Genomic DNA, 24,571 nt, shown 5'->3' on the forward strand with positions numbered 1-24,571 from the left:
CCCCGGCGCCCGGCGCCCGCGCCGCCCGCCTCTCCGCCCTCGGCGAGCCGCGCCTCGCCGCCGACGCCCACGCGGTGGCCGCCGCCCGCACCCCCGACGGCACGGAGCCCGCCGCGGCCCCCGCGCCGTACCGGCCCTGCGGGGCGGACGCCGTACGCGCCGCCGCCCGGGCCGTCCTCGCCGACGCCGCCCGCGCCGTACCGCCGCTGGACCTCGACTACCTCGCCCTCGTGGACCCCGCCGACTTCACCGAGGTCTCCGACGCCCACACCGGCGAGGCGGTCCTCGTCGTGGCCGCGAAGGTCGGCACCACCCGGCTGATCGACAACATCCCCCTGACCTTCGGAGCCCCCCAGTGACCGGACGCCCGACCGGAACCGGAATACGGCTGACCGCCCCCGCCCCCGGCTGGGCCGTCGACGCCGATGTCGTCGTGGTCGGCTCCGGCGTCGCCGGACTCACCACCGCCCTGCGCTGCACCGCCGCCGGACTGCGTACCGTCGTCGTCACCAAGGCACGGCTGGACGACGGCTCCACCCGCTGGGCGCAGGGCGGCATAGCCGCCGCCCTCGGCGAGGGGGACACCCCCGAGCAGCACCTCGACGACACGCTCGTGGCGGGCGCCGGACTCTGCGACGAGGAGGCCGTCCGCACCCTCGTCACCGAGGGCCCGGCCGCCGTGCGCCGTCTCATCGACACCGGCGCGCACTTCGACACCTCGGCCGCCGGCGAACTGCAGCTCACCCGCGAGGGCGGCCACCACCGCCGCCGTATCGCCCACGCGGGCGGCGACGCCACCGGCGCCGAGATCTCCCGCGCCCTGGTCGCGGCCGTCCGCGCCGCCGCCCTGCGCACCGTCGAGAACGCGCTCGTGCTGGACCTCCTGACGGACGGACAGGGCCGTACGTCGGGCGTCACCCTCCATGTCATGGGCGAGGGGCAGCACGACGGCGTCGGCGCCGTCCACGCCCCCGCCGTGGTCCTCGCCACCGGCGGCATGGGCCAGGTCTTCTCCGCGACGACCAACCCCCCGGTCTCCACCGGCGACGGCGTGGCGCTGGCGCTGCGCGCGGGCGCGGAGGTCTCCGACCTGGAGTTCGTGCAGTTCCACCCGACGGTGCTCTTCCTCGGCGCCGGGGCCGAGGGCCAGCAGCCGCTGGTCTCCGAGGCGGTACGGGGCGAGGGCGCCCATCTCGTCGACGCCGACGGCGTCCGCTTCATGCTCGGCCTCCACGAGCTGGCCGAGCTGGCCCCCCGCGACATCGTCGCCAAGGCGATCACGCGCCGGATGCGGGAGCAGGACACCACGCACATGTATCTCGACGCCCGCCACTTCGGCGCCGAGATGTGGGAGACCCGCTTCCCGACGATCCTCGCCGCCTGCCGCTCCCACGGCATCGACCCGGTCACCGAGCCGATCCCGGTCGCCCCCGCCGCCCACTACGCCTCCGGGGGGATCCGTACGGACCTGCGCGGCCGTACGACGGTCCCGGGCCTGTACGCGAGCGGCGAGGCCGCCTGCACGGGGGTCCACGGAGCCAACCGGCTGGCCTCCAACTCCCTTCTGGAGGGCCTGGTCTTCGCGGAGCGCATCGCCGCCGACATCGCGGAGGGCGCCGCGCGCGGGGCCGAGGGCGCCGTACCCCGGCGCGGGCCCGACGAGGCCGCCCCCGTACCGGTCGAACCGGCCGGCACCCTCCATGTCCCGCTGATCGCCCCCGAGGCCCGCGCCGGCATCCAGCGCGTCATGTCCCTGGGCGCCAGTGTGCTCCGGTCGGCCGCCAGCCTCGAAGCCGCCGCGGCGGCCCTGGACGCGGTGTCCCGGCAGGCGCCGGCCCCCGAGGCGGGCGGCACCGGACAGCCCGCCGGATCCCCCGGCAAGGCCGCCGTCCCCGGGGTCGACGCCTGGGAGACGACGAACCTCCTCTGCGTCGCGCGCGTCCTGGTCGCCACCGCCCTGGAGCGTGCGGAGACCCGCGGCTGCCACTGGCGCGAGGACCGGCCCGAGCGCGACGACACCGACTGGCGCACCCATCTCGTCGCCCGGCTCGCACCCGGCCGCGGCCTGGTCCTGCGCCGCACCGAGACGGCCGCCTTCCCGCCCGTCGACGCCCCGCCCGTCGACGCCCCGCCCGCCGACGCCCCGTACACCGACCCCTCCCACGTCGCCCCGTCCGACGCCGTCCCCACCGCCGTCCCGGATTCCGACGTACCCCCACGTCCAGCCAACGCCCCCAGGGAGCCGTAACCGTGAGCACGCCCGAAGACAGTCCGCGCCCCGAGCCCGTGGACGTACCGCTCATCCAGATCGGCGCCCCCGCAGGAGCCTCCGCGGGCGGCTGCGGTGACCACTGCGGCTGCGGCGACGAGGACGGGTACGACCCCGCGGACCTGGAGTGCGGGCTCGACCCCGCCCTCGCCCAGCTCCTCGCCGACGCCGGTCTCGACCCCGTCCAGGTCGAGGACATCGCCCATGTCGCCATCGAGGAGGACCTCGACCACGGCGTGGACGTGACGACCCTGGCGACCGTCCCCGAGGACGCCGTCGCCACCGCCGACTTCACCGCCCGCGAGAGCGGCACGGTCGCCGGACTGCACATCGCCGAGGCCGTCCTCTCCCTCGTCTGCACGGAGGAGTTCGAGGTCGAGCGGCACGTCCTGGACGGCGACCGCGTCGAAGCGGGCCAGAAGCTGCTCAGTGTCACCACCCGCACCCGCGATCTGCTCACCGCCGAACGCAGCGCGCTCAACCTCCTGTGCCGGCTCTCCGGCGTCGCGACGGCCACGCGCGCGTGGGCCGACGCGCTCGAAAGCACCGGCGCCAAGGTCCGCGACACCCGCAAGACCACACCGGGGCTGCGCGCCCTGGAGAAGTACGCGGTGAGGTGCGGCGGTGGCGTCAACCACCGGATGTCGCTCTCCGACGCGGCCCTCGTCAAGGACAACCACGTCGTCGCCGCGGGTGGCGTCGCCGAGGCGTTCAAGGCCGTACGGGCCACCCTGGAGGAACTGGGCACCCCCGACCTGCCGGTCGAGGTGGAGGTCGACACCCTGCACCAGGTCCGCGAAGTCCTGGACGCGGGCGCCGATCTGATCCTCCTGGACAACTTCACCCCGGCCGAGACCGCCGAGGCCGTCTCCGTCGTCGCGGGCCGCGCGCTCCTGGAGTCCTCGGGCCGGCTCACGCTCGACAACGCCCGCGCCTACGCGGACACGGGCGTCGACTTCCTCGCGGTCGGCGCGCTGACGCACTCCTCCCCGATCCTCGACATCGGCCTGGACCTGCGCGAGGTCGGCGCCTGATGCTGCTCACCATCGACGTGGGCAACACCCACACCGTCCTCGGTCTGTTCGACGGGGAGGAGATCGTCGAACACTGGCGCATCTCCACCGACGCGCGCCGCACCGCCGACGAACTCGCCGTCCTCCTCCAGGGCCTGATGGGCATGCATCCGCTGCTCGGCGAGGAACTGGGCGACGGCATCGAGGGCATCGCGATCTGCTCCACGGTCCCCTCCGTCCTGCACGAGCTGCGCGAGGTGACCCGCCGCTACTACGGCGACGTGCCCGCCGTCCTCGTGGAGCCCGGCATCAAGACGGGCGTGCCGATCCTGATGGACAACCCCAAGGAGGTCGGCGCCGACCGCATCATCAACGCGGTCGCCGCGGTCGAGCTGTACGGGGGCCCCGCGATCGTCGTCGACTTCGGTACGGCGACGACCTTCGACGCGGTCAGCGAGCGCGGCGAGTACACGGGCGGGGTCATCGCGCCCGGCATCGAGATCTCGGTCGAGGCGCTGGGCGTCAAGGGCGCGCAGCTCCGCAAGATCGAGCTGGCCCGCCCGCGCAGCGTGATCGGCAAGAACACCGTCGAGGCGATGCAGTCGGGCATCCTGTACGGCTTCGCGGGCCAGGTCGACGGTGTGGTGTCGCGCATGGCGCGCGAGCTGTCCGACGATCCGGAAGAGGTGACGGTCATCGCGACCGGCGGCCTCGCGCCGATGGTCCTGGGCGAGGCGTCCGTGATCGACGAGCACGAGCCGTGGCTGACCCTGATCGGCCTGCGCCTCGTGTACGAACGCAACGTCTCCCGCATGTGAGCCGCTTCCCGGGCCGCCCTGGGCCGCCCCGGACCCGTCCCGGGCCGCCCTGGGCCGCCCCGGACCCGTCCCGGGCCGCTCCGGGCCGCTCCGCCGGGAGGGGCCGCTCCGCCGGGACGGGACCGGGGCGCCCCTGCCGGGGCCCCTGGACCACCTTCACGGGCCCTGACGGCCCTCCGCAGCGGCCCAGGCGCACCACACGGCGGTCCGGGCGCGCCCGAAGTGGGGTATTAAGCGGATTTTGTCCCTTTGGCGCGTACTGTCGCCCCATGCCCACGCCCTACGGATCCCGCGGCGGCATGGCGTTCGGCGCTGACGAGCTGTGTGTGCTCCGACGTGCCCTCGCCACCGCCCTGCACCCCGCCCCGCTCCCGCGCGAAGACGTCCAGGACTGCCTGCGGCTCGCCGAGTCCGTGGACGAGGCGGTACGCGAGGCGGGGCGGATGCGGGCGTTCCTCGTCGCCGATCTGGCCCGCTACCGCCAGGCGCTGCCCGGCTCCGTCGCCGGCTACCTCGAACTGCTCCAGGACGCCCTGGCCACCGGCTGGTCGCCGGGCCCCGACGACCTCGCCGCGCTGCGCGCCCTGCGGGGCAACCCGGCCGCGGCGGCCCTGCTCGACCACTGCCGACGGCTCGCCGAACGCTCGGTACGGTCCCGCTTCGCGGCGCTGGGCGCGGGGCACCGCACGGCTCCCGCCCCGCGCACGGCCCCCGCGCCCCGCACCCGGCTCCTCGCGCTGCCCGGCGGCCGGGCGGCCGACGAACCGGCGCGCGAGCCCCGGGAGCCCGCCAAGCCCGCCCCCCGGCCCGCCAAGCCGGCGGAGCCGGCCGAGCCGCGGCGCCCCGCCCCCGACAAGCCGATGCCCAAGCCGTCCGAGGTCTTCCCGTCCCGCCGCAGACCCGCGCCCCCGCCGGAGCGGCTCGCCGTCGGCTAGATACTCTGGCTTCCATGGACTACGTCTCCGCGCTGCTGCCCCCCGTGGTCATGGCCACGTTCTTCACCCTCCTGGTCAGGACGATCGTCAAGAGCCAGGGCGGCCCCAACAAGGCCAAGGAGGACGCGGCCGTCGACGCGGCCCTGGCCCGCGCGGAGGCCGCCGGGCACGGCGGCACCCCGGAAGCGCGCCGCGCCTGACGCGTTCCGCCCCCGCGGCGGCCGGACGCGTGCGGAAGCCGCGTACGAATCCCGCGTACGGCTGTACGGACGTACGACTGAAACCCAGTCGTACGTCCTTTTTGTTACGTCAATAACCGGCCATTCGGACATCTCGCACTATGGTGGCGGGGTGCCCCGTCAATTGGGAGACCTGGAAGACGCCGTCATGACACGCGTCTGGCAATGGAACCGTCCGGTCACCGTCCGGGAAGTCCTCGAAGACCTTCAGCGGGAACGGTCCATCGCCTACACCACCGTCATGACCGTAATGGACAATCTCCATCAGAAGGGCTGGGTACGCCGGGAAGTGGACGGCCGCGCCTATCGATATACGGCGGTCTCCACCCGCGCCGCCTACGCCGCGGCCCTGATGAACGAAGCCTGGTCGAAGAGCGACAACCCGGCCGCCGCCCTCGTCGCCTTCTTCGGCATGATGTCGGCCGAGCAGCGCCAGGCCCTTGAGGACGCCGTCCGTATGGTCCGGGTGAGCGGCCCCGACGTGCCCGTTGTCCCGGAACCCCTGCACGCCCCCGCGGAAGCGCCCGAAGCCCCGGAAGCCGCGGAGGACCGGTCGGGAGAGGGCGCCGACAGGGGTTCCGGGCCGGGGCGATAGCGTCCGGTCATGCCCTCAGTGCCACCCGTTCCCAATGCCGAAGCAAATACCCTCACCGTCCGGCGGGCCAGGACCAGGGATGTACCGGCGATCCGGCGTCTCGTCGACCCTTACGTGAGCGAAGGCATCCTGCTCGACAAAGCGCCGGTGACCCTTTACGAGGACATCCAGGAGTTCTGGGTCGCGGAACGCGACGCGGACGCGAGCGTCATCGGCTGCGGCGCCTTGCACGTGATGTGGGAGGACCTCGCCGAAGTGCGCACACTCGCCGTTGATCCTGCGGTCAAGGGGGCCGGGGCCGGACATCTTCTGCTGGACAAGTTGCTGGAGACGGCCCGCTGGCTCGGAGTGCGCCGGGTATTCTGCCTGACCTTCGAAGTCGAGTTCTTCGCAAGGCGGGGCTTCGAGGAGATCGGTGAGACCCCGGTCGGGCGAGATGTCTACCGAGAGCTGCTGCGTTCCTATGACGAGGGTGTTGCCGAGTTCCTCGGTCTCGAACGGGTGAAGCCGAACACCTTGGGCAACAGCCGGATGCTTCTGCATCTGTGATCGTTCGACTCCGCAGCGCTCTATGTCCGAATCGCGCACGTTTCCCGTCCTGTTGCGGCTGTGAACCTCTCCCGGGGGTTTGTGTTTTCCTGAGAAAAGCGGTTTCCTTTCCGCGTACTGCATTTTCGATGAAAGGAAATCCGGTGGCACAGAAGGTTCAGGTCCTTCTTGTCGATGACCTCGACGGCGGCGAGGCGGACGAGACGGTGACGTTCGCTCTGGATGGCAAGACCTACGAGATCGACCTCACCACGGCCAATGCGGACAAGCTGCGGGGTCTCCTCGATCCGTACACCAAGGGTGGCCGGCGTACCGGTGGCCGCGCCGCGGGCAGCCGTGGCAAGGGCCGTGTGGCGGCCGGTGGCAACAAGGACACCGCCGAAATCCGCAAGTGGGCGAAGGAGAACGGCTACAGCGTCAACGACCGCGGCCGTGTTCCCGCCGAGATCCGTGAAGCCTACGAGAAGGCCAACGGCTGAGTATTCGCACGGAACACATTTCCGCGCAGCAGGCGGGCCCGGTGGCACTCCGTGGCCGCCGCGGCCACGAGCCGTACGAGATCGGGGGCACCCCCACCCCTGCCCCCGTCACCGTCCCCCCGTCCGGAGAGTGTGAGCGCCGGCAGCGTCGGTTCCACCTCACGTCCGGGCTCGGGGGGCCGCAGCCATCTGGCGGCCCCCTCGGCCGCGCCGCCCGTCGGCCGCGGGGGAGCGGCGCCCCGTGAGGCGCCGGACCCGGCCGGGGAGCCGGCCGCCGGAGGGACCGCCGGTACGGGGGCGGCCATCCGCCCGCCCGCGCCGAGCGCCGTCAGCCCCAGGGCGATACCGCCCCAGTCCAGCCAGTCGAGCAGTCCGGGCAGCTCGTCCGCGCTCCCCTCGGCCACCAGCAGCCGGACCAGACCGCCACAGCCGCTGAGCGCCACCGGACCGCCCGTCGGGCCGGTCCGCCGCAGCAGCGCGGCGCCCGCGTCGGCCGGCAGCTCCAGCACGTCGAACCGGACCCCGGTGAGCAGTCGGAGCGGCGGCCCGGACGCGGTCGGCCAGCCGAGCCCGTCCTCGTACCACTCCTCGTACCGCTCCTCGCGCCACGGTGCGTACGGCCGCGCGCACCGCGTGTGCCGGGGGCCGCGGCCGTCGTCGGACGGGGCGCGGGGTGGGGGTACGGTCGGAGCCATACCCCGGGAAACTCCCGACTGCCGCCCGGAGTTACGCTCGGTACGCGTACCGTCGCGCACAGTCCTCGATTCGGGGGCGTGCGGGCGCGCGGGGGAGCGCAAGGGTGTTCGCCCGTAGCGGAGTGAAACGGGGCGCGCCGCATGGAGTGTCGGTGGGAGCGGGTAAGACATTCCTAGTGGGAAGGGGCGACACGCGGTTCCTGGCGTCCCGCGTTCGCCATCGGCGTAGTGATGCGGGGGGTATATGCCTGGCCTGCGGGAACATCGTCTCCCACCATCAGGTTGAAGGTGTTGTCCGGCGTTCGGGGCTGGGAGCCTGGGACAGGTAGTCGGCAGTTGGAATGAGCGGTCCCCGCTTGCGGGACTAAGCTGCGGAAGGACAGGGAGGGGACCGACCCCTTTACTGCCTGACCGCTCTGAGGAGCGATTAACGATGTTCGAGAGGTTCACCGACCGCGCGCGGCGGGTTGTCGTCCTGGCTCAGGAAGAAGCCCGGATGCTCAACCACAACTACATCGGCACCGAGCACATCCTCCTGGGCCTTATCCACGAGGGTGAGGGTGTCGCCGCTAAGGCCCTGGAGAGCCTCGGGATTTCGCTCGAGGCGGTCCGCCAGCAGGTGGAGGAGATCATCGGCCAGGGCCAGCAGGCCCCGTCCGGGCACATCCCCTTCACCCCCCGTGCCAAGAAGGTCCTGGAGCTGTCGCTCCGCGAGGCCCTTCAGCTCGGCCACAACTACATCGGCACCGAGCACATCCTGCTCGGCCTGATCCGCGAGGGCGAGGGCGTCGCCGCCCAGGTCCTCGTGAAGCTGGGCGCCGATCTCAACCGGGTGCGGCAGCAGGTCATCCAGTTGCTCTCCGGCTACCAGGGCAAGGAGGCCGCCACAGCGGGCGGTCCTGCGGAGGGCACGCCCTCCACGTCCCTGGTCCTCGACCAGTTCGGCCGGAACCTCACCCAGGCGGCCCGCGAATCCAAGCTCGACCCGGTCATCGGGCGCGAGAAGGAGATCGAGCGGGTCATGCAGGTGCTGTCCCGCCGTACCAAGAACAACCCGGTCCTCATCGGCGAGCCCGGCGTCGGCAAGACGGCGGTCGTCGAGGGACTGGCGCAGGCCATCGTCAAGGGCGAGGTGCCCGAGACCCTCAAGGACAAGCACCTCTACACCCTCGACCTCGGCGCGCTCGTCGCCGGGTCCCGCTACCGCGGTGACTTCGAGGAGCGCCTGAAGAAGGTCCTGAAGGAGATCCGCACCCGCGGCGACATCATCCTGTTCATCGACGAGCTGCACACCCTCGTGGGTGCCGGCGCCGCCGAGGGCGCGATCGACGCCGCCAGCATCCTGAAGCCGATGCTGGCCCGCGGTGAGCTCCAGACCATCGGTGCGACCACGCTCGACGAGTACCGCAAGCACCTGGAGAAGGACGCGGCCCTGGAGCGCCGCTTCCAGCCGATCCAGGTCGCGGAGCCGTCGCTGCCGCACACGATCGAGATCCTGAAGGGTCTGCGCGACCGTTACGAGGCGCACCACCGCGTGTCCATCACGGACTCCGCGCTGGTCGCCGCCGCGACGCTGGCCGACCGCTACATCTCGGACCGCTTCCTGCCGGACAAGGCGATCGACCTGATCGACGAGGCCGGCTCCCGGATGCGCATCCGCCGGATGACCGCGCCGCCGGACCTCCGCGAGTTCGACGAGAAGATCGCCGGAGTCCGCCGCGACAAGGAGTCGGCCATCGACTCCCAGGACTTCGAGAAGGCCGCCTCTCTCCGTGACAAGGAGAAGCAGCTCCTCGCCGCGAAGACCAAGCGGGAGAAGGAGTGGAAGGCCGGCGACATGGACGTCGTCGCCGAGGTGGACGAAGAGCTGATCGCCGAGGTCCTGGCGACGGCCACGGGCATCCCGGTCTTCAAGCTCACGGAAGAGGAGTCCTCCCGGCTGCTCCGCATGGAGGACGAGCTGCACAAGCGCGTCATCGGCCAGAAGGACGCCATCAAGGCGCTCTCGCAGGCGATCCGCCGTACGCGAGCGGGTCTGAAGGACCCGAAGCGCCCCGGTGGCTCGTTCATCTTCGCCGGTCCGTCCGGTGTCGGTAAGACCGAGCTGTCGAAGACGCTCGCCGAATTCCTCTTCGGCGACGAGGACGCGCTGATCGCTCTCGACATGTCGGAGTTCAGCGAGAAGCACACGGTTTCCCGTCTCTTCGGTTCTCCCCCCGGTTACGTGGGATACGAAGAGGGCGGCCAGCTCACCGAGAAGGTCCGCAGGAAGCCGTTCTCCGTCGTTCTCTTCGACGAGGTCGAGAAGGCCCACCCCGATATCTTCAATTCCCTTCTCCAGATCCTGGAGGACGGTCGTCTGACCGACTCCCAGGGCCGGGTCGTGGACTTCAAGAACACGGTCATCATCATGACGACCAACCTCGGGACGCGGGACATCTCGAAGGGCTTCAACCTGGGCTTCGCGGCGCAGGGCGACACGAAGACGAACTACGACCGGATGAAGAACAAGGTCAACGAAGAGCTGAAGCAGCACTTCCGGCCCGAGTTCCTCAACCGTGTCGACGACACGGTCGTCTTCCACCAGCTCACCGAGGAAGACATCATCCAGATCGTCGACCTCATGGTCGACAAGGTGGACGAGCGTCTCAAGGACCGCGACATGGGCCTGGAGCTGAGCCCCAACGCCAAGTCGCTGCTCGCGAAGAAGGGCTACGACCCGGTCCTGGGCGCCCGGCCGCTGCGCCGGACGATCCAGCGGGAGATCGAGGACATCCTCTCCGAGAAGATCCTCTTCGGTGAGCTGCGCCCCGGTCACATCGTGGTCGTGGACACGGAGGGCGAGGGTGACGCGAAGAAGTTCACCTTCCGCGGCGAGGAGAAGTCCCCGCTGCCGGACGTCCCCCCGATCGAGCAGGCGGCGGGCGGCGGCCCGAACCTGACGAAGGAGGCGTGACGGGCGCTCTGCGCGCGTGATGCCGGGCTGAGTGCCCGAAGGGGCTGCCCCGGACCGTTCGACACGGGTCCGGGGCAGCCCCTTTTTCCGTATGTCCTAGCCCTCTACGGTCAGGCGGTCGCCCAAGGGCTCGGCGCCGAGAAGGGTGGGCAGGACGCCGGGCCACTCCGACGAGACGGTGACCCGCAGCCCGGGGAGGGCGTGCAGGGGGGTGAGGTCCAGCTCCTGGACCCGCGATACGGCGGAGACGATTTCCAGCTCCGCGAGAGCGGGGAAGGCGGCGGCGATCTGCTCCACCCCGGCGTGGTCGGCCCTGAGACGCAGCTCCAGCATCCTGATCTGCGGGGCCGGGGTGACGGTACGCCGGCCACGGACCAGCCAGGTGCAGGAGTCGAGTTCCAGCGTCAGATAGCGGAGCGACGGCCACATCCGCAGCGTGGAGAGGTCGATCCGCTTCAGGCACTCGACATCGAGTGCGATCACCTGCGGATGTGCGGCGGGCAGCTTGCGCGCCGTGGATGTGCTCCGGTAGCGGAGCAGCAGCGCGGTGAGGTTCGGGATGGACCGGATCGACGCGAGCTGTGTCTGGGTGATGCCGTGCAGGCTCAGATTGAGCAGATCGATGCCGGTCTTCTTCAGCGGCGTGAGGTTGGTGACCGCCGGACAGTCGATCGTGGTGAGCTGCCTCAGAGTGGGCAGCCCCCGGACGAAGGACAGGTCGTCGAGCGCCCCGTTCGCCGACACGTACACCTGGCCGACCTCCACACCGGCCAGGTCGCGGCGGAGCCGGGCCGCCGAGAAATCGCCCCGGAGCGTGAGGGTGTCGAACGGGGCCAGCTCCCTGAGCAGGGGGAGTTGGTCGGCGCGGTCGACCAGGACGTCCGCCTCGGCGAGCGGGAGCAGGGCGAGGACTTCACCGCCGAACTCCTTCGCGGGGAAGCGCGACCAGCTGTTGGCGAGCCGCGACCGTACTTCGGAACTGTCGTACAGCGCGTACCGCTTCGCGTGGGGGACGGCCTCGCTGCCCCCGATCTCGCAGATCAGCTCGGTGACATACGTGGCCTCCACCGGGTCCAGCGAGGACGGCTCGGGGAGGAAGGGCAGGACATAACCGCCCAGCGACGCCAGCAGCTCCACGCCGGTCGCGTCGCGCGGCGGCAGCAGGGTGCGGATCCGGGCGGCGACCATCTCGCCGACCGTCTCGTCGACCACGACCGTGTCGAGGAGACAGCGGGCCGCGAGCGTGTACAGGGTCGCGCGCTCGGCGTGGTCGGCGGCGCCCTCCCCGTTCTCCAGCAACCCCTCGATCAGGGAACGGACTTCGTTGGGGCGGCAGTGGCCCACCGTCAGCCGGACGGTGTCCTGCCACTGCTCGTTGTGGGCGTTGTGGAGCAGCTCGGGGAGCGAGCCGCCTTCGACCAGGGCGCGGGCCGCCAGATAGTCCTGGAACGTGCGGTGGATGAAGTGGACCTCGTCGTCGCCGCGTTCCTGGAGCAGACCGCTGCGGTTGAGCAGATGCGTCAGGACGGTGGCCGCCGAGCCCTGTTTGGCGACCTGGGGCAGCCGCCGCATCGCCACCTTGATCTGCCCCTCCGCCACTTCGCGCGAGAGCTGCGCCTGCCCGCCCCGTACCAGCCAGACCGCCAGGGACTGCAACAGCTCCAGATGCTCCTCGAAGCCCATCGTGATGCCGTCGGGGTTGGCGATGCCGCGCTGGGTGTCGCGGGTGCCGAGGAGCATCGCGAGCGTGGAGCGGTACAGCTCCCAGCGGGTGTCGGGCAGGAGGCCGCCCCTGCGGCGGTGCAGGGCGCAGATGACGGCGCAGAGCAACGGGGTCTGGGCGAGGGTGCGCAGGGCGTCGTTCTGGGCGAACTGGGCCCGCAGCTCGGCCTCCAGCGTGGTGAGTTCGGCGCGCTCCTCCTCGGCGCGCCTCTCGTCCGCGTACGTCTCGCATTCGAGACGGGCGGCCCGGTGCCAGGCCGTGACGAACGCCTGGATGTCCTCGTGGCCCATCGGGAGGAGTTGCAGTTCGTCGAAGCGTCCGGAGCGCAGCCACTCCTCCTCGACGGCGAGCGGGCGCACCGTGGCCAGGCAGCGGGTGGCGGGGTACAGGTCGAGCAGTTCGTTCAGCCAGACCCGGGTGTGCTCGCGCTCGTCGGGGGGCACCTCGTCCACGCCGTCCACCAGGAGGAAGCCCCGGCCCGCCTCCAGGACCCGCCGCTCCCAGCCGGGAGGCGCGTCGTCCGTCAGGATCTGCGCCACGGAGGAGAGCCGGGACGGGGTCGGCAGCCCGGTGCCCCGGGCGTGCACGGTGCGCAGGGGGACGACGAACGGGATCAGGCCGTTGAGGTCGGCCAGTTCCGGGCCGAGCGTGCCGCAGGCGGCGTGGGCGGCCAGCCACCACACCAGGGTGGTCTTGCCCGCGCCGGCCTCGCCGCGCAGCAGGGTGCGGGGGCGGTCCGCCAGCAGGTTGTCGATCCGGCTGGGCCGGACCGGGGACGGGCGGTGCGGCTCGGGCCGGTCCAGGCCGGAGGGCCGCTCCCGGCCGCCGGCCTCCAGGCTCAGATAGGCCGTGTCCAGGTCCCAGGTCGCCTCGTTCGTGCCCAGTTCGTCGATGCCGAAGATCCGGGTCTTGCGGTAGCGGGCCTTGACGGCCTTCGCGTACTCGTTCTCGAAGCGCTCGTCCCGTGGGTGGACATCGGTCACCGGTGTGACCCGGAACGTGCTGCGGAGCGGGCTCTCCGTCGCCAGGATCCGGGACATGGGCACGCCTTCCACCCGTAAGTGGCGGCGGCCCTGGGGCACTTGGGTGACGATGCCGAGCAGGACGGCGCCCGCGAAGACCGGGGAGCCGGAGAGGCCCTGGAGCGGGGTGGTGTCGTCGGCGCGCTCGGCCGCCGCCGAGTGGTCCAGCTCACAGACCAGGGCGGTACGCAGCCGTCCCGCCGTGGGGAGGACGGTGGCGCGGTACTGGTCCAGCTCCAGGGCGCCGTGCTCCCCGTACCGCTGGATGTCGGGGAAGCCGACGATCTCGCAGTGCGGCAGCGGCCCCTCCGTGGCGAGGGTGCCGGCACGGAGGCGGCCGAGCGGCGCGGCCACCTCCGGGGCGAGGATGTCGTGGTCGGTGACGAGCAGGGCGGCGTCCAGGGCGTCGTCGCGCCACTGGACCTCGGCGGCGAGGCTCTCGGCGCTGCCGGGATGGGCGATCGCCGTCCTGTCCATGGCGCCGACCACGTGTGCGCAGGTCAGCACGGAGCGTGGGGTGAGGAGTACGCCCGTGCCCTGCTGCTCGCCGAAGACCGCGACGACGCGGGACGCGCTCACCGCGCGCCACCGTCCGGGCCGGTGCCGCTGCCTCCGGTGCCGCCTGTGCCCGCGCCGTCCGCCGGGCCGCCGCCGAAGCCCGCCGTGCTGCCGTGGTCCTTGTTGCCGACCTTCCAGGGCGCGCCGGAGCGGGCGTCCCGGGGCTTCAGCGTGAAGGAGACCTTGTGGGTGCGGCCCGAGGTCCGGGAGGCGTCCGCGCCGGCCTCCACCACCCAGGCCTTGACCTTCGCGCCGCCCTTGACCTCCTTGCGCAGCTCCAGCGTGAACTCCATCTGGACGTCACCGACCTCGAAGGCCACGGGAGCCCCGGTGGCGCGGGTGGCGGCGTCGATGAGCTGGTCCCGTACGGACTGGATCGCGTCGGCCAGTTCGATGCCGTCGAAGCCGTGCTCGTGGTCGTCGGGACGGGCGTGGGCCGGTGTGGTCATGGTCGTGTCCCCCTGGTGGTGTTCCTGGTTCGAAGCTTCCGAGCCTAGAGCGCGGGCCGGGGCTTTGGTCCCGAAACGGACAGTCCTCGGGCCCGCCGCCGTGACAAGGCGCACAGGCGTTTTCGGCGCTACTAGACGGAATAGTGCGGAAGCCGCCGGTTCGACAGGAAGCCCCGGCTCTGCGGTGCCTGTGCGGTGCGCGGGGCGGGCGGGGCGTCAAGAGGCCGAGGGTCACCGCCGGTGCTACGACGAGATGTCGTAGATGAGGTGTTTTGGGATGCGAGTGGGTCCGGGTTACCAAGGTGAGGCCAGCCCGGCGCATGAGTGCCGGGACCATTCTTGCCCGGAGGTTCATCCCGTATGTCGCAGCGCAACCTGTCCCGTCTGTCCCGCCCGTCCGCCCTTCGTGCCCGTGCCGGCGTTCTGGCTGCCGGACTCGGAGTGACGATGGTGGCCGGGGCGGGGACCGCGTTCGCCGCGACCAGCGGTGACGCCCATGCGAGCCCGGCCGGTTCCTCGGTCTCGGCCGCCGCCGTGCACCAGCAGGCCGCCGTCCAGGCCAAGGCCGCCGGCGCCGCGCAGAGCAAGGCCGCGTCCGAGGCCAAGAAGGCCGCCGCGTGGACCGACCCCGTCAAGAAGTACACGCTGAGCGCCAAGTTCGGCCGTGGCGGCTCGATGTGGTCGCACAAGCACTCCGGCCAGGACTTCGCCGTGCCGGTCGGCACCGCCGTCCACGCCGCCCACACGGGCACCGTGGTCAAGGCCGGCCCCAACGGTGCCGGTGACGGCCCCGCGTACGGCAACGCGATCGTGATCAAGCACAAGAACGGTACGTACTCGCAGTACGCGCACCTCTCGAAGGTCGACGTGCGGATCGGCCAGTCGGTCAAGACGGGGCAGAAGATCGCCCTGTCCGGCAACACCGGCAACTCCAGCGGCCCGCACCTGCACTTCGAGATCCGTACGACGGCGAACTACGGCTCGGCCGTCGACCCGGTGCCCTTCCTGCGCTCCGTCGGCGTCAAGGTGTGACACCCCGGAGTCAGGGCGCCTGGCGTCAGGACACCTGCCGTCAGGGCGCCTGGCGTCAGGACACCCGGCGCCACGACGCCCGACGTCAGGGCGCCCGTCGCCAGGACATCCGGCGCCGGAGCGCCCGACGCCGGGACACCGGCCGCGGGGGAGTGACCCCGCCACGGGACCACCACGGGACCAGGTCTCAGGACGTGGTCCCGTGGTGTGCCTTGGTGATCAGCTCCATGGAGACCTCCAGGATGGCCTCGCGCTTCTCCTCGGGGTCTCCTTCGACGTCCTTGAGCGCGAACGTGCCCGCGTGCATGGTGAAGAGCGCGCTCACGCACCGGACCTGGTCGGTCATGGAGGCGCCCGGGTCCTTGAAGAGGTCGAACAGGCCGACCATGCGGCTCTTGAAGCTCTCGCCGACGCTCAGCTCGCGTACGGTCGCCTGGTTCTCCTGCATGAAGCGGAAGAGCGGTGCCGCGCTCGCCAGGGCCGCGCTGTAGCGGTGCAGGATCTCCTGCTTGCTCTCCAGGGTGGGCGGCTGCTCCTGGCCCCAGGCGATCAGCTCGTCGATCGGACGTGTGAGGTCCTGGAAGAGGCTGATCAGGATGTCTTCCTTGGTCTTGAAGTGGTAGTAGAGCGCCGCCTTCGTGACGTCCAGCCGTTCGGCGATCTCCCGCAGCGAGGTCTTCTCGTACCCCTGTTCCGCGAACAGTTCCAGCGCGACGTCCTGGATGCGCTGGCGGGTGTTGCCCCGCCGGGGGTGCTGCGTGCTGCCCATGGCTGCTCTCCCGAATAACTTACTTGACGCCCGGCAAGTAGAGGTCTACTTTACCGCAGTGTAGTCAGCTAGCCGGTCGGCAAGTAAGTGACCGGTCCGGCACATGTACCAGGCATCAAGATGTACCAGGGGAGCGGTGGGGACGATGAGTTCGAACGGGAAACAGCCGGGGAAGGCCGCGGACGCGGCACCAACGGGGGACGGCACGGGGTCCCTGACGACCGCCGGGTCCGTGGCGACCGCCGAGGCCGCCGAGGCCGCCACCGGCGGGGGGCGGCAGCCGCGCAGCGTGCGCGTCGTCCTGCTGGCGCTGATGATCGCGATGCTGCTCGCGATGCTCGACAACATGATCGTCGGTACGGCGATGCCGACCATCGTCGGTGAGCTGGGCGGCCTCGCCCACCTCTCCTGGGTGGTCACCGCGTACGCCCTCGCCACGGCGGCCGCCACCCCGATCTGGGGCAAGCTCGGCGACCTGTACGGACGCAAGGGCGTCTTCCTCGCCTCGATCGTCGTCTTCCTGATCGGCTCCGCGCTCAGCGGCATGGCCCAGGACATGGGCCAGCTCATCGGCTTCCGGGCCGTCCAGGGACTCGGCGCCGGTGGTCTGATGGTCGGCGTCATGGCGATCATCGGTGACCTGATCCCGCCCCGGGAGCGCGGCAAGTACCAGGGCATGATGGCCGGCGTCATGGCCCTCGCCATGATCGGCGGACCGCTGGTCGGCGGCACGATCACCGACCACCTCGGCTGGCGCTGGAGCTTCTACATCAACCTGCCGCTGGGCGCCGTCGCCCTCGCGATGATCAGCGCCGTACTGCACCTGCCCGCCAGGGACCGCTCGAAGAAGGTCAAGGTCGACTACCTCGGCGCCGGGCTGCTGACCGTCGGCATCACCTCGATCGTGCTGGTCACGACCTGGGGCGGTACGGATTACGCCTGGACCTCCGGGATGATCCTGCTGCTGATCTTCGTCGGTGTCGCCGCGCTCGTCGGGTTCGTCGCCGTACAGACCAAGGTCGCCGAACCGATCATGCCGCTGCACATCTTCCGCAGCCGCAACTTCACGATCATGTCGATCGTCGGCTTCCTGACCGGCTTCGTGATGTTCGGCGCGGTGCTCTTCCTCCCGCTCTACCAGCAGGCCGTGCAGGGCGCCTCCGCCACCAACTCCGGTCTGCTGCTCCTGCCGATGCTCCTGTCGATGATGCTCGTCTCGCTGGTCGTGGGGCGGATCACCACCAACACCGGCAAGTACAAGATCTTCCCGATCGTGGGCAGCGGCCTGATGGTCACGGGGCTCTTCCTCCTGGCGCAGATGGGCCCGGACACCACACGGCTCACCTCGGGCATCTACATGGCGGTGCTCGGCGCCGGTCTGGGCTTCCTGATGCAGATCACGATGCTGGTGGCGCAGAACAGCGTCGAGATGAAGGACATGGGCGTCGGCTCGTCCACGACCACCCTCTTCCGTACGCTCGGCGGCTCCTTCGGCGCCGCGATCATGGGCGCGCTCTTCACCGGCAAGGTGCAGGACGAGATGGCGGCCCACGCGGGCTCCGGCGGCGCCGGTGTGACGGAGCAGTCCGCGCAGCTCGACGCGGCGAGCCTGGCGAAGCTGCCGGACATGGTGCGCGAGGCGTACCAGCAGGCGGTCTCCGCCGGTACGCACTCGGCGTTCCTGCTCGGCGCGGGCATCGCGGTCATCGGGTTCGCGGTCGCCTTCTTCGTCCGCGAGGTCCCGCTGCGGGGCGCGGGTCCGAAGGAGGCCGACGAGGTCCCCGCGGTGGACGGCAAGGTCCCGCAGACCGTCTGACCCCCACCCCTCCCCCTGCTTCCGGCCCTGTCCCGCCTCATGGGACAGGGCCGGAAGCCGTCCCGCTCAGTCCCGGGGGCCCTCCAGGTCCTGGAAGAGCGGCATCGGGAAGCTGCCGGTGTTCGTCGGGGCGTGCTCCGGGAGCCAGAGGACCGCGATCGCGCCGCCCGCGCCGCTGCCCGGCGCCCCCGCCGGGGCGGCGTTGCGGAACGTGAGCCGGGCGCCCAGGACCCGGGACTGCCCGGCGGCGATGGTCAGCCCCAGACCGTGCCCGTACCCCGCGCGGTCCGTGGCCCCCGTACGGAAACGGCTGGGCCCCTCGCGGAGCAGCGCCTCCGGGAAGCCGGGGCCGTGGTCCCGTATCCGTACCACCCGGCCCTCCACGGTGACCTCGACCGGGGTGCCGCCGTGCTTGGCGGCGTTGGCCAGCAGATTGCCCAGGATGCGCTCCAGCCGGCGCGGGTCGGTGCTGACCCACGAGTCGTGGACGACCTGTACCTCGATGTCGGGGTTGAGCGTGGCCACCCGCCGTGCGACGAACTCGCCGAGCGCGATCTCCTGAAGCTCCGCGCGCTCCGAGGCGCTGTCGAGCCGGGCGACCTCCAGGACGTCCTCGACCAGGGTCCGCATGGCCTGCGCCCGGTCGCGCACCAGCTCGGTGGGGCGCCCCGGCGGCAGCAGCTCGGCCGCGGTGAGCAGCCCCGTCACCGGGGTGCGCAGCTCATGGGCGATGTCCGCGGTGACGCGGCGCTCCGCCTCGATCCGCTCGTTCAGCGCGTCCGTCAGCGCGTCCACCGCGCGGGCCAGCTCGTCCGTCTCGTCGCGTACGACACCGCCCACGGCCTCCCCGACCCGCACGTCCGTATGCCCCTGCGCGACCCGGCCCGCCGCCGCGGCGGCCTTGCGCAGCCGGCGCGAGAGCTGGCCGCCGACCAGCACCCCGAGGGCGCAGCCGCCGAAGACCACCGAGACCGAGCCGATGATCAGGGACCGGTCCAGGTCCTTCATGATCGTGTTGGAACGGTCGGCGAACTTGCTGTGCAGCGAGAGCACGGTGCCGTTGCCGAGCGGGACGGCCGCCCAGACGTCGGGCACCCCGTTCTCCCCCTCCTGCACATAGGTCGCGCGTCGTCCCTGGGCCATCTTCCGTTCCAGGGAGCGCGGCAGGGCCGGGTCGTCGACCTTGGTGCCGAACTTGGCTTCCTTCGTGCTCTCGTACATCCGCTGGGCGAACAGCAGTCGTTCGAGCTGGACTTCACGCGCGTTGTCGAGCATGGAGACCCGGGCCGAGTTGTGGACGACCAGACTCAGGGCGACCGCCACGAGCGCGCTGACCGCCGCGATCGCGATGCTGATCTTCCACCTGACGCCGGTGCGCAGGGCGAGGCGCTTCATGCCTTGAGCTTGTAGCCGAAACCGCGGACCGTGTCGATCCGGTCCTGGCCGATCTTGGTGCGCAGCCGCTGCACGTGGACGTCCACGACCCGGGTGTCGCCGCCCCAGCCGTAGTCCCAGACCCGCTCCAGCAGTCTGTCCCGGGAGAGCACCGTGCCGGGCGCGGACGAGAACTCCAGCAGGAGCCGCATCTCGGTCGGGGTCAGCGCCACCCGGACGCCGCCGCGCCGTACCTCCATGCCCTCCGTGTCGATCTCCAGATCGCCGAACGAGAGCACCCCGTGCTCGTCGGGCCCGCCCGGACCGCCCGGCCGCCCCGGGTCCCCGGCCGGGCGGCCCGCGTGGCCGAAGCGGCGCAGGACGGCACGGATCCTGGCGACGAGCACCGCGCCGTCGAAGGGCTTGGTCACGTAGTCGTCGGCGCCCGCCTCCAGGCCGAGCACCACGTCGATCGAGTCGGCGCGCGCCGACAGCATGATCACGGGCACGGTCGACTCGTCGCGGATCCGCCGGCACAGGCTGACGCCGTCCAGGCCCGGGACCATCACGTCGAGCAGCGCGATGTCGGGCCGGTTCGCGCGGAACGCCTCCAGGCCGGAGAGGCCGTCCGGCATCGCGGTGACCGCGAAGCCGTCGCGCTCCAGCGCGAGTTGGGTGGCTTCGCGGATGACGTCGTCGTCCTCGACGAACAGGACATGGGTCTCGGCCATCCTGCGGCTCTCAGTTCTCGGTCGTGGGTGTCGGATCGTGCGGTGTGCGGTGTGCGGTGTGCGGTGTGCGGCGGGCTGACAGGCGGTGAGGCGGTGAACAGTGCGCGGTGAGCTGTGCGCGGTGGGGCGGGTGCGTCAGCCCCCGTCGACGACGGAGGGCTCGGATCCGGGCACCGACCGTCGGTAGTCGTTGCGTACGCGGTACCGCTCGCTGAACTTGTCGTCGCCCCAGATGTACGTGACCACGTCCTCGCCCGAGGGGTACGACATCGGGTCGCCCTTCGCGTACACCTGCTGCGTGACGACCAGTTCGCCGCGGTCGATCGTGGAGTAGACCGCCGGTTCCTCGGCGGCGAAGACGTTCTCGTACGCCTTGTCCTTCTCGCGGTACACGAAGGTGCCGATGCCGACGGCGTCGCCGCACGTCATCACGTTGATCACCACGTCGGGCGCGGCCCCGCCGGTGAGGTTCCCGTACGAGGTGTCCACCGGGGCGGTGTCCTCGCCGCACCGTTTGAGGTCGGCCTTGATCCGCGGGCTGACCTTGGGGTCGTTCCTGAGGAGGGACAGCGCGTCGACGGTCCGGGAGGGGGGCACCACGGACGCCTTGTGCGTGGGGGCGGCCCGCTCGACCGGCGTGTTCTCGGCCGCGCCCTCGTCCCGGGTCCCCGTACCGCCCGTCGAACAGCCGGCCGCGAGCAGGCCGACGGCGACGAGCCCGGCCAGGACCGCGCCACCCGCCGCCAGGGGCGCGCGCTCCGCCGTCGTCCGTTCCGGGCCGTTTCCCGCCGATCCGCTCCCCGACCGATCGGGGCCTCTCAGGCCGCGCACCTCTCCCGCCCCCGTTCCCGGCGGCCACCCCGGCCGCCACGTGCGTCACGACGGACCACCGCCGGCTTCTGAGGCGTGTTGGCGTCCCGGCTCTCGGCCGCGCGGTTCTCCAGCTCCTCGCGGAGCCGTGCCAGCGCGCGGTGCAGCGTGCTCTTCACCGTACCCGCCGACATGCCGAGCGCCGCGGCCGTCTCCTCCGTGCTCATCTGCTCCCAGTGTCGCAGCACGACGACGCTGCGCTGCTTCGGAGCCAGCACTCCGAGGATGTCCATCAGCAGCGCGCGGTCGGCCCGCTGCTCGGTGCCGTCCTCGACGCTCGCGTCGGGAAGCTGCTCGGTGGGGACCTCTTCGAGCTTGCGGGCGCGCCACCACTCCGTACGGGTGTTGATCATGACGCGGCGGAGGTAGGCGTCCGCGAGGGACTTGTCGGCGATGCCGTCCCAGCGGCCGTACGTACGGGCCAGCGCGGTCTGGAGCAGATCCTGCGCGTCGACGGGATCGGGTACGAGACGCCGGGCGCTCCGCAGCAGAGCCTCCTGCCGGGTACGCACGTACTCCTCGAATCCGAGCACCTCACCCTGCGACATGCCAACCGCCTCCGACCCCGTGACCATCCGTGCCGTTCCCTGACCCGACGGCACTTTCCTGACGCCACCGAAATTACGGAGCGCTTGTCACGAGGCTGTGCGGGACAGCCGTCGGAGGACGCACGGCTGTCCATCGGTTGTGTAACGGCGGCCCGGCCCGGCTCAGCTCTGCGGCAGCCGGTACAGGGCGTTCTCCAGGGGTTCGACCAGTCCGTCGGCGACCAGCCCGTCCAGGGCCCGCGCCCGTTGCACCGGCTCGTCCCACACCGCGTCGAGCGCCTTCTGCGGTACGGGCGCCGACGCCTCCCGCAGGACGGCGAGCAGCTTGCCGCGCACCTGCCGGTCCGTGCCCGCGTAGGTCTGGCCGCGCCGCGGCGGCCCGTCGTGGGCGGGCTTCCCGGCGAGCTGCCAGGCGCACCGCGCGGCGATGGGGCAGCGCGCGCACCCCTCGTTCTTCGCCGTGCAGACCAGCGCGCCCAGCTCCATGGAGGAGGCGGCCCAGCGCGCCGCCGTCGCCGCGTCCTCGGGCAGCAGCGCCCGCGCGAGCTTCCGCTCGGCGGCGGTGGTCGCGTTGGGCGGGTACTGGACGCCGTTCACGGCGCGGGCCAGGACGCGCCGTACGTTCGTGTCGAGCACGGCGTGCCGCTGCCCGTACGCGAACGACGCGACCGCCGCGGCCGTGTACTCGCCGATCCCGGGCAGCGAGAGGAGCTGCGCGTGCTCGCGGGGTACGTCACCGCCGTGCCGCTCCGTTATCGCCTTCGCGGCGCCGTGCAGCCGTAGCGCACGCCGCGGATAGCCGAGCCGTCCCCAGGCGCGGACCGCCTCGCCGGGCGCCTCGGCGGCCAGGTCGGCGGGGCGGGGCCAGCGGGCGAGCCACTGCTCGTACACCGGGAGGACCCGGTTCACCGGGGTCTGCTGGAGCATGAACTCGCTGACCATCACCCCCCAGGCGCCCGCCTCGGGGCGCCGCCAGGGCAGATCGCGGGCGTGCGTCTCGAACCAGGCGATGACGGGGGTGTGCAGGGTGGAGGGCGGGGCGGCCGGACCGGTCCCGTCCACCGGGGCGGGGAGCGACGGGGACGACGGGTGGCGCGGGGGCGTCGGGTGCGCGGAGGTAGCAGTCATGGCAGACCGATCCTGACATGTGCGGGCGCGCGGACGGTGCAGCAGGCAGGCGTACGCCGGAGTACGCCGGAGGGCTCCACACGCTCGGGTCAGTGCCCGTGCGCGGTGTCGCCGTCACGCGGTCGGTCCGACGCGCTCCGGAGGTACGCCTTGTCCTCTGCCCCGTTCCGTTTCCGGGGCCGTCTCTCTTCCGGGGTCGTGCTCAGCTCCGTCCGGCGCTGTGGCGTCCGCGCGCCACCACCGGCGCGCCGTCGCCGGGACCCGCCAGCCAGAGCGCCGCCCCCGACCTGCCGGAGCGCATCGTGTCGACCAGGAGCTGTACGGGACGGGTCGCGACCAGGACGACGAGTGTGGCCACCACACCGCCGAACACCAGGCCCACCGCCACGTCGTGCGGGTAGTGGACGCCGACGAAGACCCGGGAGAACGCCATCAGCAGCGCCATCGGCACCGTCAGATACGCGAGGACGGGGCGGGCGAGCACCAGGGTGATCGCCGCGGCACCGGCGATCGTCGAGTGGTTGCTGGGGAAGGACCAGTCACCCACGGGCGGGCAGGGGATGAGGGAGACGGCGCCCGTGACGGTCCGGCAGGGCCGGTCCTCCTGGATCACCGATTTGGACACCTCGCTGCACACGTAGGCGAAGGCGGTCGCGAGCGGGGCGAGCACCGCGACGGCCACGGCGCGCGAGCCGGTCGGTCTGGCCTGCCACCAGATCACGACGAAGAGGACCCCGAACAAGAGCAGTCCGGCTTCTGTCCATATTTCCGCCAGGAACTGGAACCAGGAAGGGGTGGAGTGGGCGAAGTCGACGACATCTCGATAGAGGCCGCTGGTTGCGCTGCTGTTCATGGGGAGAACGTACCGAGGCCATCCGGAGTTCCCTCAATCGCCACCTGAATACGCATCAGTCGAAGATCGCCGCCCGACTCGCCGCTCCGGGATGATGATCCGGAAAACTTGTGCACATGGGCGGCATGTGGGGCGGGAGTTGGCGCGGATCTCTCGTACAGTTTGCGCCGTGGGATCTTTGCGCAATCCGGTCGGTCCGCTTCCCTCCACCATCTACTGGCGACGGAGGGCAGTAGCGGCGACGCTGATCGCGCTGCTCGCCCTGCTGGTCGTATGGGTCGTCACCTGGGGCGGAGGTGGCAAGAAGACCGACGGCAAGGGCGACGGCGCCAATCCCGCGACGACCATCACCCCAGGCCCCTCCGGTTCGGGCCCCGCCATCAGCGAACAGCCGGGCGGCCGCGACGAGTCGGAGGGCGCCGACGGGGGCGACGGCGGCCAGGGCGGTACGGACGCGGGCGCCGACGGCGGCAAGAACGGCGACACCGGCGGCGCGGGCTCCGGCGGGAACGGCGACGGGAGCGGTGACAGCGCGGGCTCCGGGGCGGGCGGCGGCGACGGCGCGTCGTCCGGCGGCGGCTCCGCGGGCTCCTCCGGTTCCGCGGGTTCCTCCGGCGGCGGTCCGGGCTCCGGCGCGGGCGGCACGACCACCTCGGGCCAGCAGGTGCCCGGGAGTTCCGCACTGCCGGACTGCGCCCCCGGCTCCCTGACGCTGACCCTCGCCCCGACGAAGGTCGCCTACGGCCCCGGCGAGAAGCCCGCGTTCCGGCTGGCCGCCAAGAACACCTCGGCGACCGCCTGCAAGGCGGACTTCGGGCCGAAGGCCATGGTCCTCACCGTCACCGACTCCGACGACGAACGGGTCTGGTCCTCCAAGGACTGCCCCCAGGCAGGCGAGGCGCTCTTCCGGGTACCGGCCGGCGGCACCGTCACCCGTACCGTCGAGTGGAACCGCGCCCGCAGCGCGGAGCGGTGCGCCACCCCGCCGGCCGGCGCGGTCGGCGCCGGGACGTACCTAGTGGAGGCGGTGGCGCCGGGCGCGACGGTCAAGCAGGGCCAGCAGTCGATCCGCCTGGAGAAGGACTGACCCGGACCAGAGGCCCCACGACGGCACCGGACACGCGAACGCCCCGGCCGGGATCCCTTCCCC

Annotated in this window: 23 protein-coding genes; 13 read left to right on the forward strand and 10 right to left on the reverse strand. The window is 71.7% G+C overall.

The window, feature by feature from the left end:
- From ACFXPK_RS28030 to ACFXPK_RS28070, 9 genes are all read left to right on the forward strand, one after another.
- The coding region (locus ACFXPK_RS28030; protein WP_385079798.1) for a pantoate--beta-alanine ligase at positions 1–359 on the forward strand (359 nt) is incomplete at its 5' end.
- Positions 356–2,248, forward strand: a complete 1,893-nt coding sequence (locus tag ACFXPK_RS28035) for an L-aspartate oxidase (RefSeq protein ID WP_385079801.1) — start codon at positions 356–358, stop codon at positions 2,246–2,248. The genes ACFXPK_RS28030 and ACFXPK_RS28035, both read left to right, overlap by 4 nt.
- 2 nt (positions 2,249–2,250) lie before the next feature.
- On the forward strand, positions 2,251–3,303 hold the full coding sequence (gene nadC, locus ACFXPK_RS28040; protein ID WP_385079804.1) for a carboxylating nicotinate-nucleotide diphosphorylase: 1,053 nt from the start codon (positions 2,251–2,253) through the stop codon (positions 3,301–3,303).
- Entirely contained in the window at positions 3,303–4,100 is a 798-nt protein-coding gene (locus ACFXPK_RS28045; RefSeq protein ID WP_329822185.1) for a type III pantothenate kinase, read from the forward strand. The genes nadC and ACFXPK_RS28045 overlap by 1 nt, the downstream gene beginning before the upstream one ends.
- Positions 4,101–4,399: 299 nt before the next feature.
- On the forward strand, positions 4,400–5,035 hold the full coding sequence (locus ACFXPK_RS28050; protein WP_385079821.1) for a hypothetical protein: 636 nt from the start codon (positions 4,400–4,402) through the stop codon (positions 5,033–5,035).
- A 14-nt stretch (positions 5,036–5,049) separates the two neighbouring features.
- A complete protein-coding gene (locus tag ACFXPK_RS28055) occupies positions 5,050–5,235 on the forward strand; it encodes a hypothetical protein (RefSeq protein WP_385003938.1) in 186 nt (61 codons plus the stop codon).
- A gap of 151 nt (positions 5,236–5,386) precedes the next feature.
- Entirely contained in the window at positions 5,387–5,869 is a 483-nt protein-coding gene (locus tag ACFXPK_RS28060) for a BlaI/MecI/CopY family transcriptional regulator (RefSeq protein ID WP_385003940.1), read from the forward strand.
- A gap of 9 nt (positions 5,870–5,878) precedes the next feature.
- Complete coding sequence (locus tag ACFXPK_RS28065) at positions 5,879–6,418, forward strand: amino-acid N-acetyltransferase (RefSeq protein ID WP_385003936.1); 540 nt, start codon at positions 5,879–5,881, stop codon at positions 6,416–6,418.
- A 143-nt stretch (positions 6,419–6,561) separates the two neighbouring features.
- A complete protein-coding gene (locus ACFXPK_RS28070; RefSeq protein ID WP_030354444.1) occupies positions 6,562–6,897 on the forward strand; it encodes an Lsr2 family protein in 336 nt (111 codons plus the stop codon).
- Here ACFXPK_RS28070 and ACFXPK_RS28075 read toward each other — a convergent pair.
- Entirely contained in the window at positions 6,876–7,592 is a 717-nt protein-coding gene (locus ACFXPK_RS28075) for an SCO3374 family protein (RefSeq protein ID WP_385003934.1), read from the reverse strand. The two genes, ACFXPK_RS28070 and ACFXPK_RS28075, sit on opposite strands and share 22 nt — an antisense overlap.
- Positions 7,593–8,025: 433 nt before the next feature.
- Here ACFXPK_RS28075 and ACFXPK_RS28080 point away from each other — a divergent pair, with 433 nt between their 5' ends.
- Positions 8,026–10,548 (forward strand): ATP-dependent Clp protease ATP-binding subunit, encoded by a 2,523-nt coding sequence (locus ACFXPK_RS28080; protein WP_385003932.1) that lies wholly within the window; start codon positions 8,026–8,028, stop codon positions 10,546–10,548.
- Between the two features lie 96 nt (positions 10,549–10,644).
- Here ACFXPK_RS28080 and ACFXPK_RS28085 read toward each other — a convergent pair whose 3' ends face one another.
- A complete protein-coding gene (locus ACFXPK_RS28085; RefSeq protein WP_385079810.1) occupies positions 10,645–13,872 on the reverse strand; it encodes an NACHT domain-containing protein in 3,228 nt (1,075 codons plus the stop codon).
- Positions 13,869–14,300 (reverse strand): trypco2 family protein, encoded by a 432-nt coding sequence (locus ACFXPK_RS28090; protein ID WP_385003928.1) that lies wholly within the window; start codon positions 14,298–14,300, stop codon positions 13,869–13,871. The genes ACFXPK_RS28085 and ACFXPK_RS28090 overlap by 4 nt, the downstream gene beginning before the upstream one ends.
- Positions 14,301–14,660: 360 nt before the next feature.
- Here ACFXPK_RS28090 and ACFXPK_RS28095 point away from each other — a divergent pair, with 360 nt between their 5' ends.
- Positions 14,661–15,332 (forward strand): M23 family metallopeptidase, encoded by a 672-nt coding sequence (locus ACFXPK_RS28095; RefSeq protein ID WP_385003926.1) that lies wholly within the window; start codon positions 14,661–14,663, stop codon positions 15,330–15,332.
- Between the two features lie 187 nt (positions 15,333–15,519).
- On the opposite strand, the gene ACFXPK_RS28100 is transcribed toward ACFXPK_RS28095, so the two are convergent.
- A complete protein-coding gene (locus tag ACFXPK_RS28100) occupies positions 15,520–16,101 on the reverse strand; it encodes a TetR/AcrR family transcriptional regulator (RefSeq protein WP_385003924.1) in 582 nt (193 codons plus the stop codon).
- Between the two features lie 145 nt (positions 16,102–16,246).
- Here ACFXPK_RS28100 and ACFXPK_RS28105 point away from each other — a divergent pair, with 145 nt between their 5' ends.
- The gene (locus tag ACFXPK_RS28105) at positions 16,247–17,917 is read left to right on the forward strand and encodes an MDR family MFS transporter (protein WP_385079814.1); all 1,671 of its coding nucleotides are present in this window, start codon (positions 16,247–16,249) and stop codon (positions 17,915–17,917) included.
- Between the two features lie 66 nt (positions 17,918–17,983).
- Here ACFXPK_RS28105 and cseC read toward each other — a convergent pair whose 3' ends face one another.
- The 6 genes from cseC to ACFXPK_RS28135 form a co-directional block, all read right to left on the reverse strand.
- A complete protein-coding gene (gene cseC / locus ACFXPK_RS28110; protein ID WP_385005032.1) occupies positions 17,984–19,312 on the reverse strand; it encodes a two-component system sensor histidine kinase CseC in 1,329 nt (442 codons plus the stop codon).
- Positions 19,309–20,022, reverse strand: coding sequence for a two-component system response regulator CseB (gene cseB, locus ACFXPK_RS28115; protein WP_385005030.1), 714 nt, complete (start codon positions 20,020–20,022; stop codon positions 19,309–19,311). The genes cseC and cseB overlap by 4 nt, the downstream gene beginning before the upstream one ends.
- Before the next feature lie 135 nt (positions 20,023–20,157).
- Positions 20,158–20,853 carry a hypothetical protein gene (locus tag ACFXPK_RS28120; RefSeq protein WP_385005028.1) on the reverse strand — a complete coding sequence of 232 codons (696 nt, stop codon included), beginning with the start codon at positions 20,851–20,853 and terminating at the stop codon, positions 20,158–20,160.
- Positions 20,841–21,440, reverse strand: coding sequence for a SigE family RNA polymerase sigma factor (locus tag ACFXPK_RS28125; RefSeq protein WP_385005026.1), 600 nt, complete (start codon positions 21,438–21,440; stop codon positions 20,841–20,843). Before ACFXPK_RS28125 ends, ACFXPK_RS28120 begins: the two co-directional genes overlap by 13 nt.
- A 162-nt stretch (positions 21,441–21,602) precedes the next feature.
- Positions 21,603–22,568, reverse strand: a complete 966-nt coding sequence (locus ACFXPK_RS28130; RefSeq protein ID WP_385005024.1) for an A/G-specific adenine glycosylase — start codon at positions 22,566–22,568, stop codon at positions 21,603–21,605.
- Between the two features lie 202 nt (positions 22,569–22,770).
- Positions 22,771–23,421, reverse strand: a complete 651-nt coding sequence (locus ACFXPK_RS28135; protein ID WP_385005022.1) for a phosphatase PAP2 family protein — start codon at positions 23,419–23,421, stop codon at positions 22,771–22,773.
- 169 nt (positions 23,422–23,590) lie between these two features.
- On the opposite strand from ACFXPK_RS28135, the gene ACFXPK_RS28140 reads away from it, so the two are divergent.
- The gene (locus ACFXPK_RS28140) at positions 23,591–24,508 is read left to right on the forward strand and encodes a hypothetical protein (RefSeq protein ID WP_385079819.1); all 918 of its coding nucleotides are present in this window, start codon (positions 23,591–23,593) and stop codon (positions 24,506–24,508) included.
- Positions 24,509–24,571 lie beyond the last annotated feature (63 nt).

Source organism: Streptomyces sp. NPDC059142, from assembly GCF_042755665.1.
Lineage (GTDB): Bacteria > Actinomycetota > Actinomycetes > Streptomycetales > Streptomycetaceae > Streptomyces.

Excerpts from the sequence above, each read along its gene's own strand:
- cseB (WP_385005030.1), bottom strand. The coding sequence starts at position 20,022 with ATGGCCGAGACCCATGTCCTGTTCGTCGAGGACGACGACGTCATCCGC.
- ACFXPK_RS28135 (WP_385005022.1), bottom strand. The coding sequence starts at position 23,421 with ATGAACAGCAGCGCAACCAGCGGCCTCTATCGAGATGTCGTCGACTTC.
- ACFXPK_RS28045 (WP_329822185.1), top strand. The coding sequence starts at position 3,303 with ATGCTGCTCACCATCGACGTGGGCAACACCCACACCGTCCTCGGTCTG.
- ACFXPK_RS28065 (WP_385003936.1), top strand. The coding sequence starts at position 5,879 with ATGCCCTCAGTGCCACCCGTTCCCAATGCCGAAGCAAATACCCTCACC.
- ACFXPK_RS28105 (WP_385079814.1), top strand. The coding sequence starts at position 16,247 with ATGAGTTCGAACGGGAAACAGCCGGGGAAGGCCGCGGACGCGGCACCA.
- ACFXPK_RS28125 (WP_385005026.1), bottom strand. The coding sequence starts at position 21,440 with ATGTCGCAGGGTGAGGTGCTCGGATTCGAGGAGTACGTGCGTACCCGG.
- ACFXPK_RS28080 (WP_385003932.1), top strand. The coding sequence starts at position 8,026 with ATGTTCGAGAGGTTCACCGACCGCGCGCGGCGGGTTGTCGTCCTGGCT.
- cseC (WP_385005032.1), bottom strand. The coding sequence starts at position 19,312 with ATGAAGCGCCTCGCCCTGCGCACCGGCGTCAGGTGGAAGATCAGCATC.
- ACFXPK_RS28130 (WP_385005024.1), bottom strand. The coding sequence starts at position 22,568 with ATGACTGCTACCTCCGCGCACCCGACGCCCCCGCGCCACCCGTCGTCC.
- ACFXPK_RS28075 (WP_385003934.1), bottom strand. The coding sequence starts at position 7,592 with ATGGCTCCGACCGTACCCCCACCCCGCGCCCCGTCCGACGACGGCCGC.
- ACFXPK_RS28100 (WP_385003924.1), bottom strand. The coding sequence starts at position 16,101 with ATGGGCAGCACGCAGCACCCCCGGCGGGGCAACACCCGCCAGCGCATC.
- ACFXPK_RS28050 (WP_385079821.1), top strand. The coding sequence starts at position 4,400 with ATGGCGTTCGGCGCTGACGAGCTGTGTGTGCTCCGACGTGCCCTCGCC.
- ACFXPK_RS28095 (WP_385003926.1), top strand. The coding sequence starts at position 14,661 with ATGTCGCAGCGCAACCTGTCCCGTCTGTCCCGCCCGTCCGCCCTTCGT.
- ACFXPK_RS28055 (WP_385003938.1), top strand. The coding sequence starts at position 5,050 with ATGGACTACGTCTCCGCGCTGCTGCCCCCCGTGGTCATGGCCACGTTC.
- ACFXPK_RS28090 (WP_385003928.1), bottom strand. The coding sequence starts at position 14,300 with ATGACCACACCGGCCCACGCCCGTCCCGACGACCACGAGCACGGCTTC.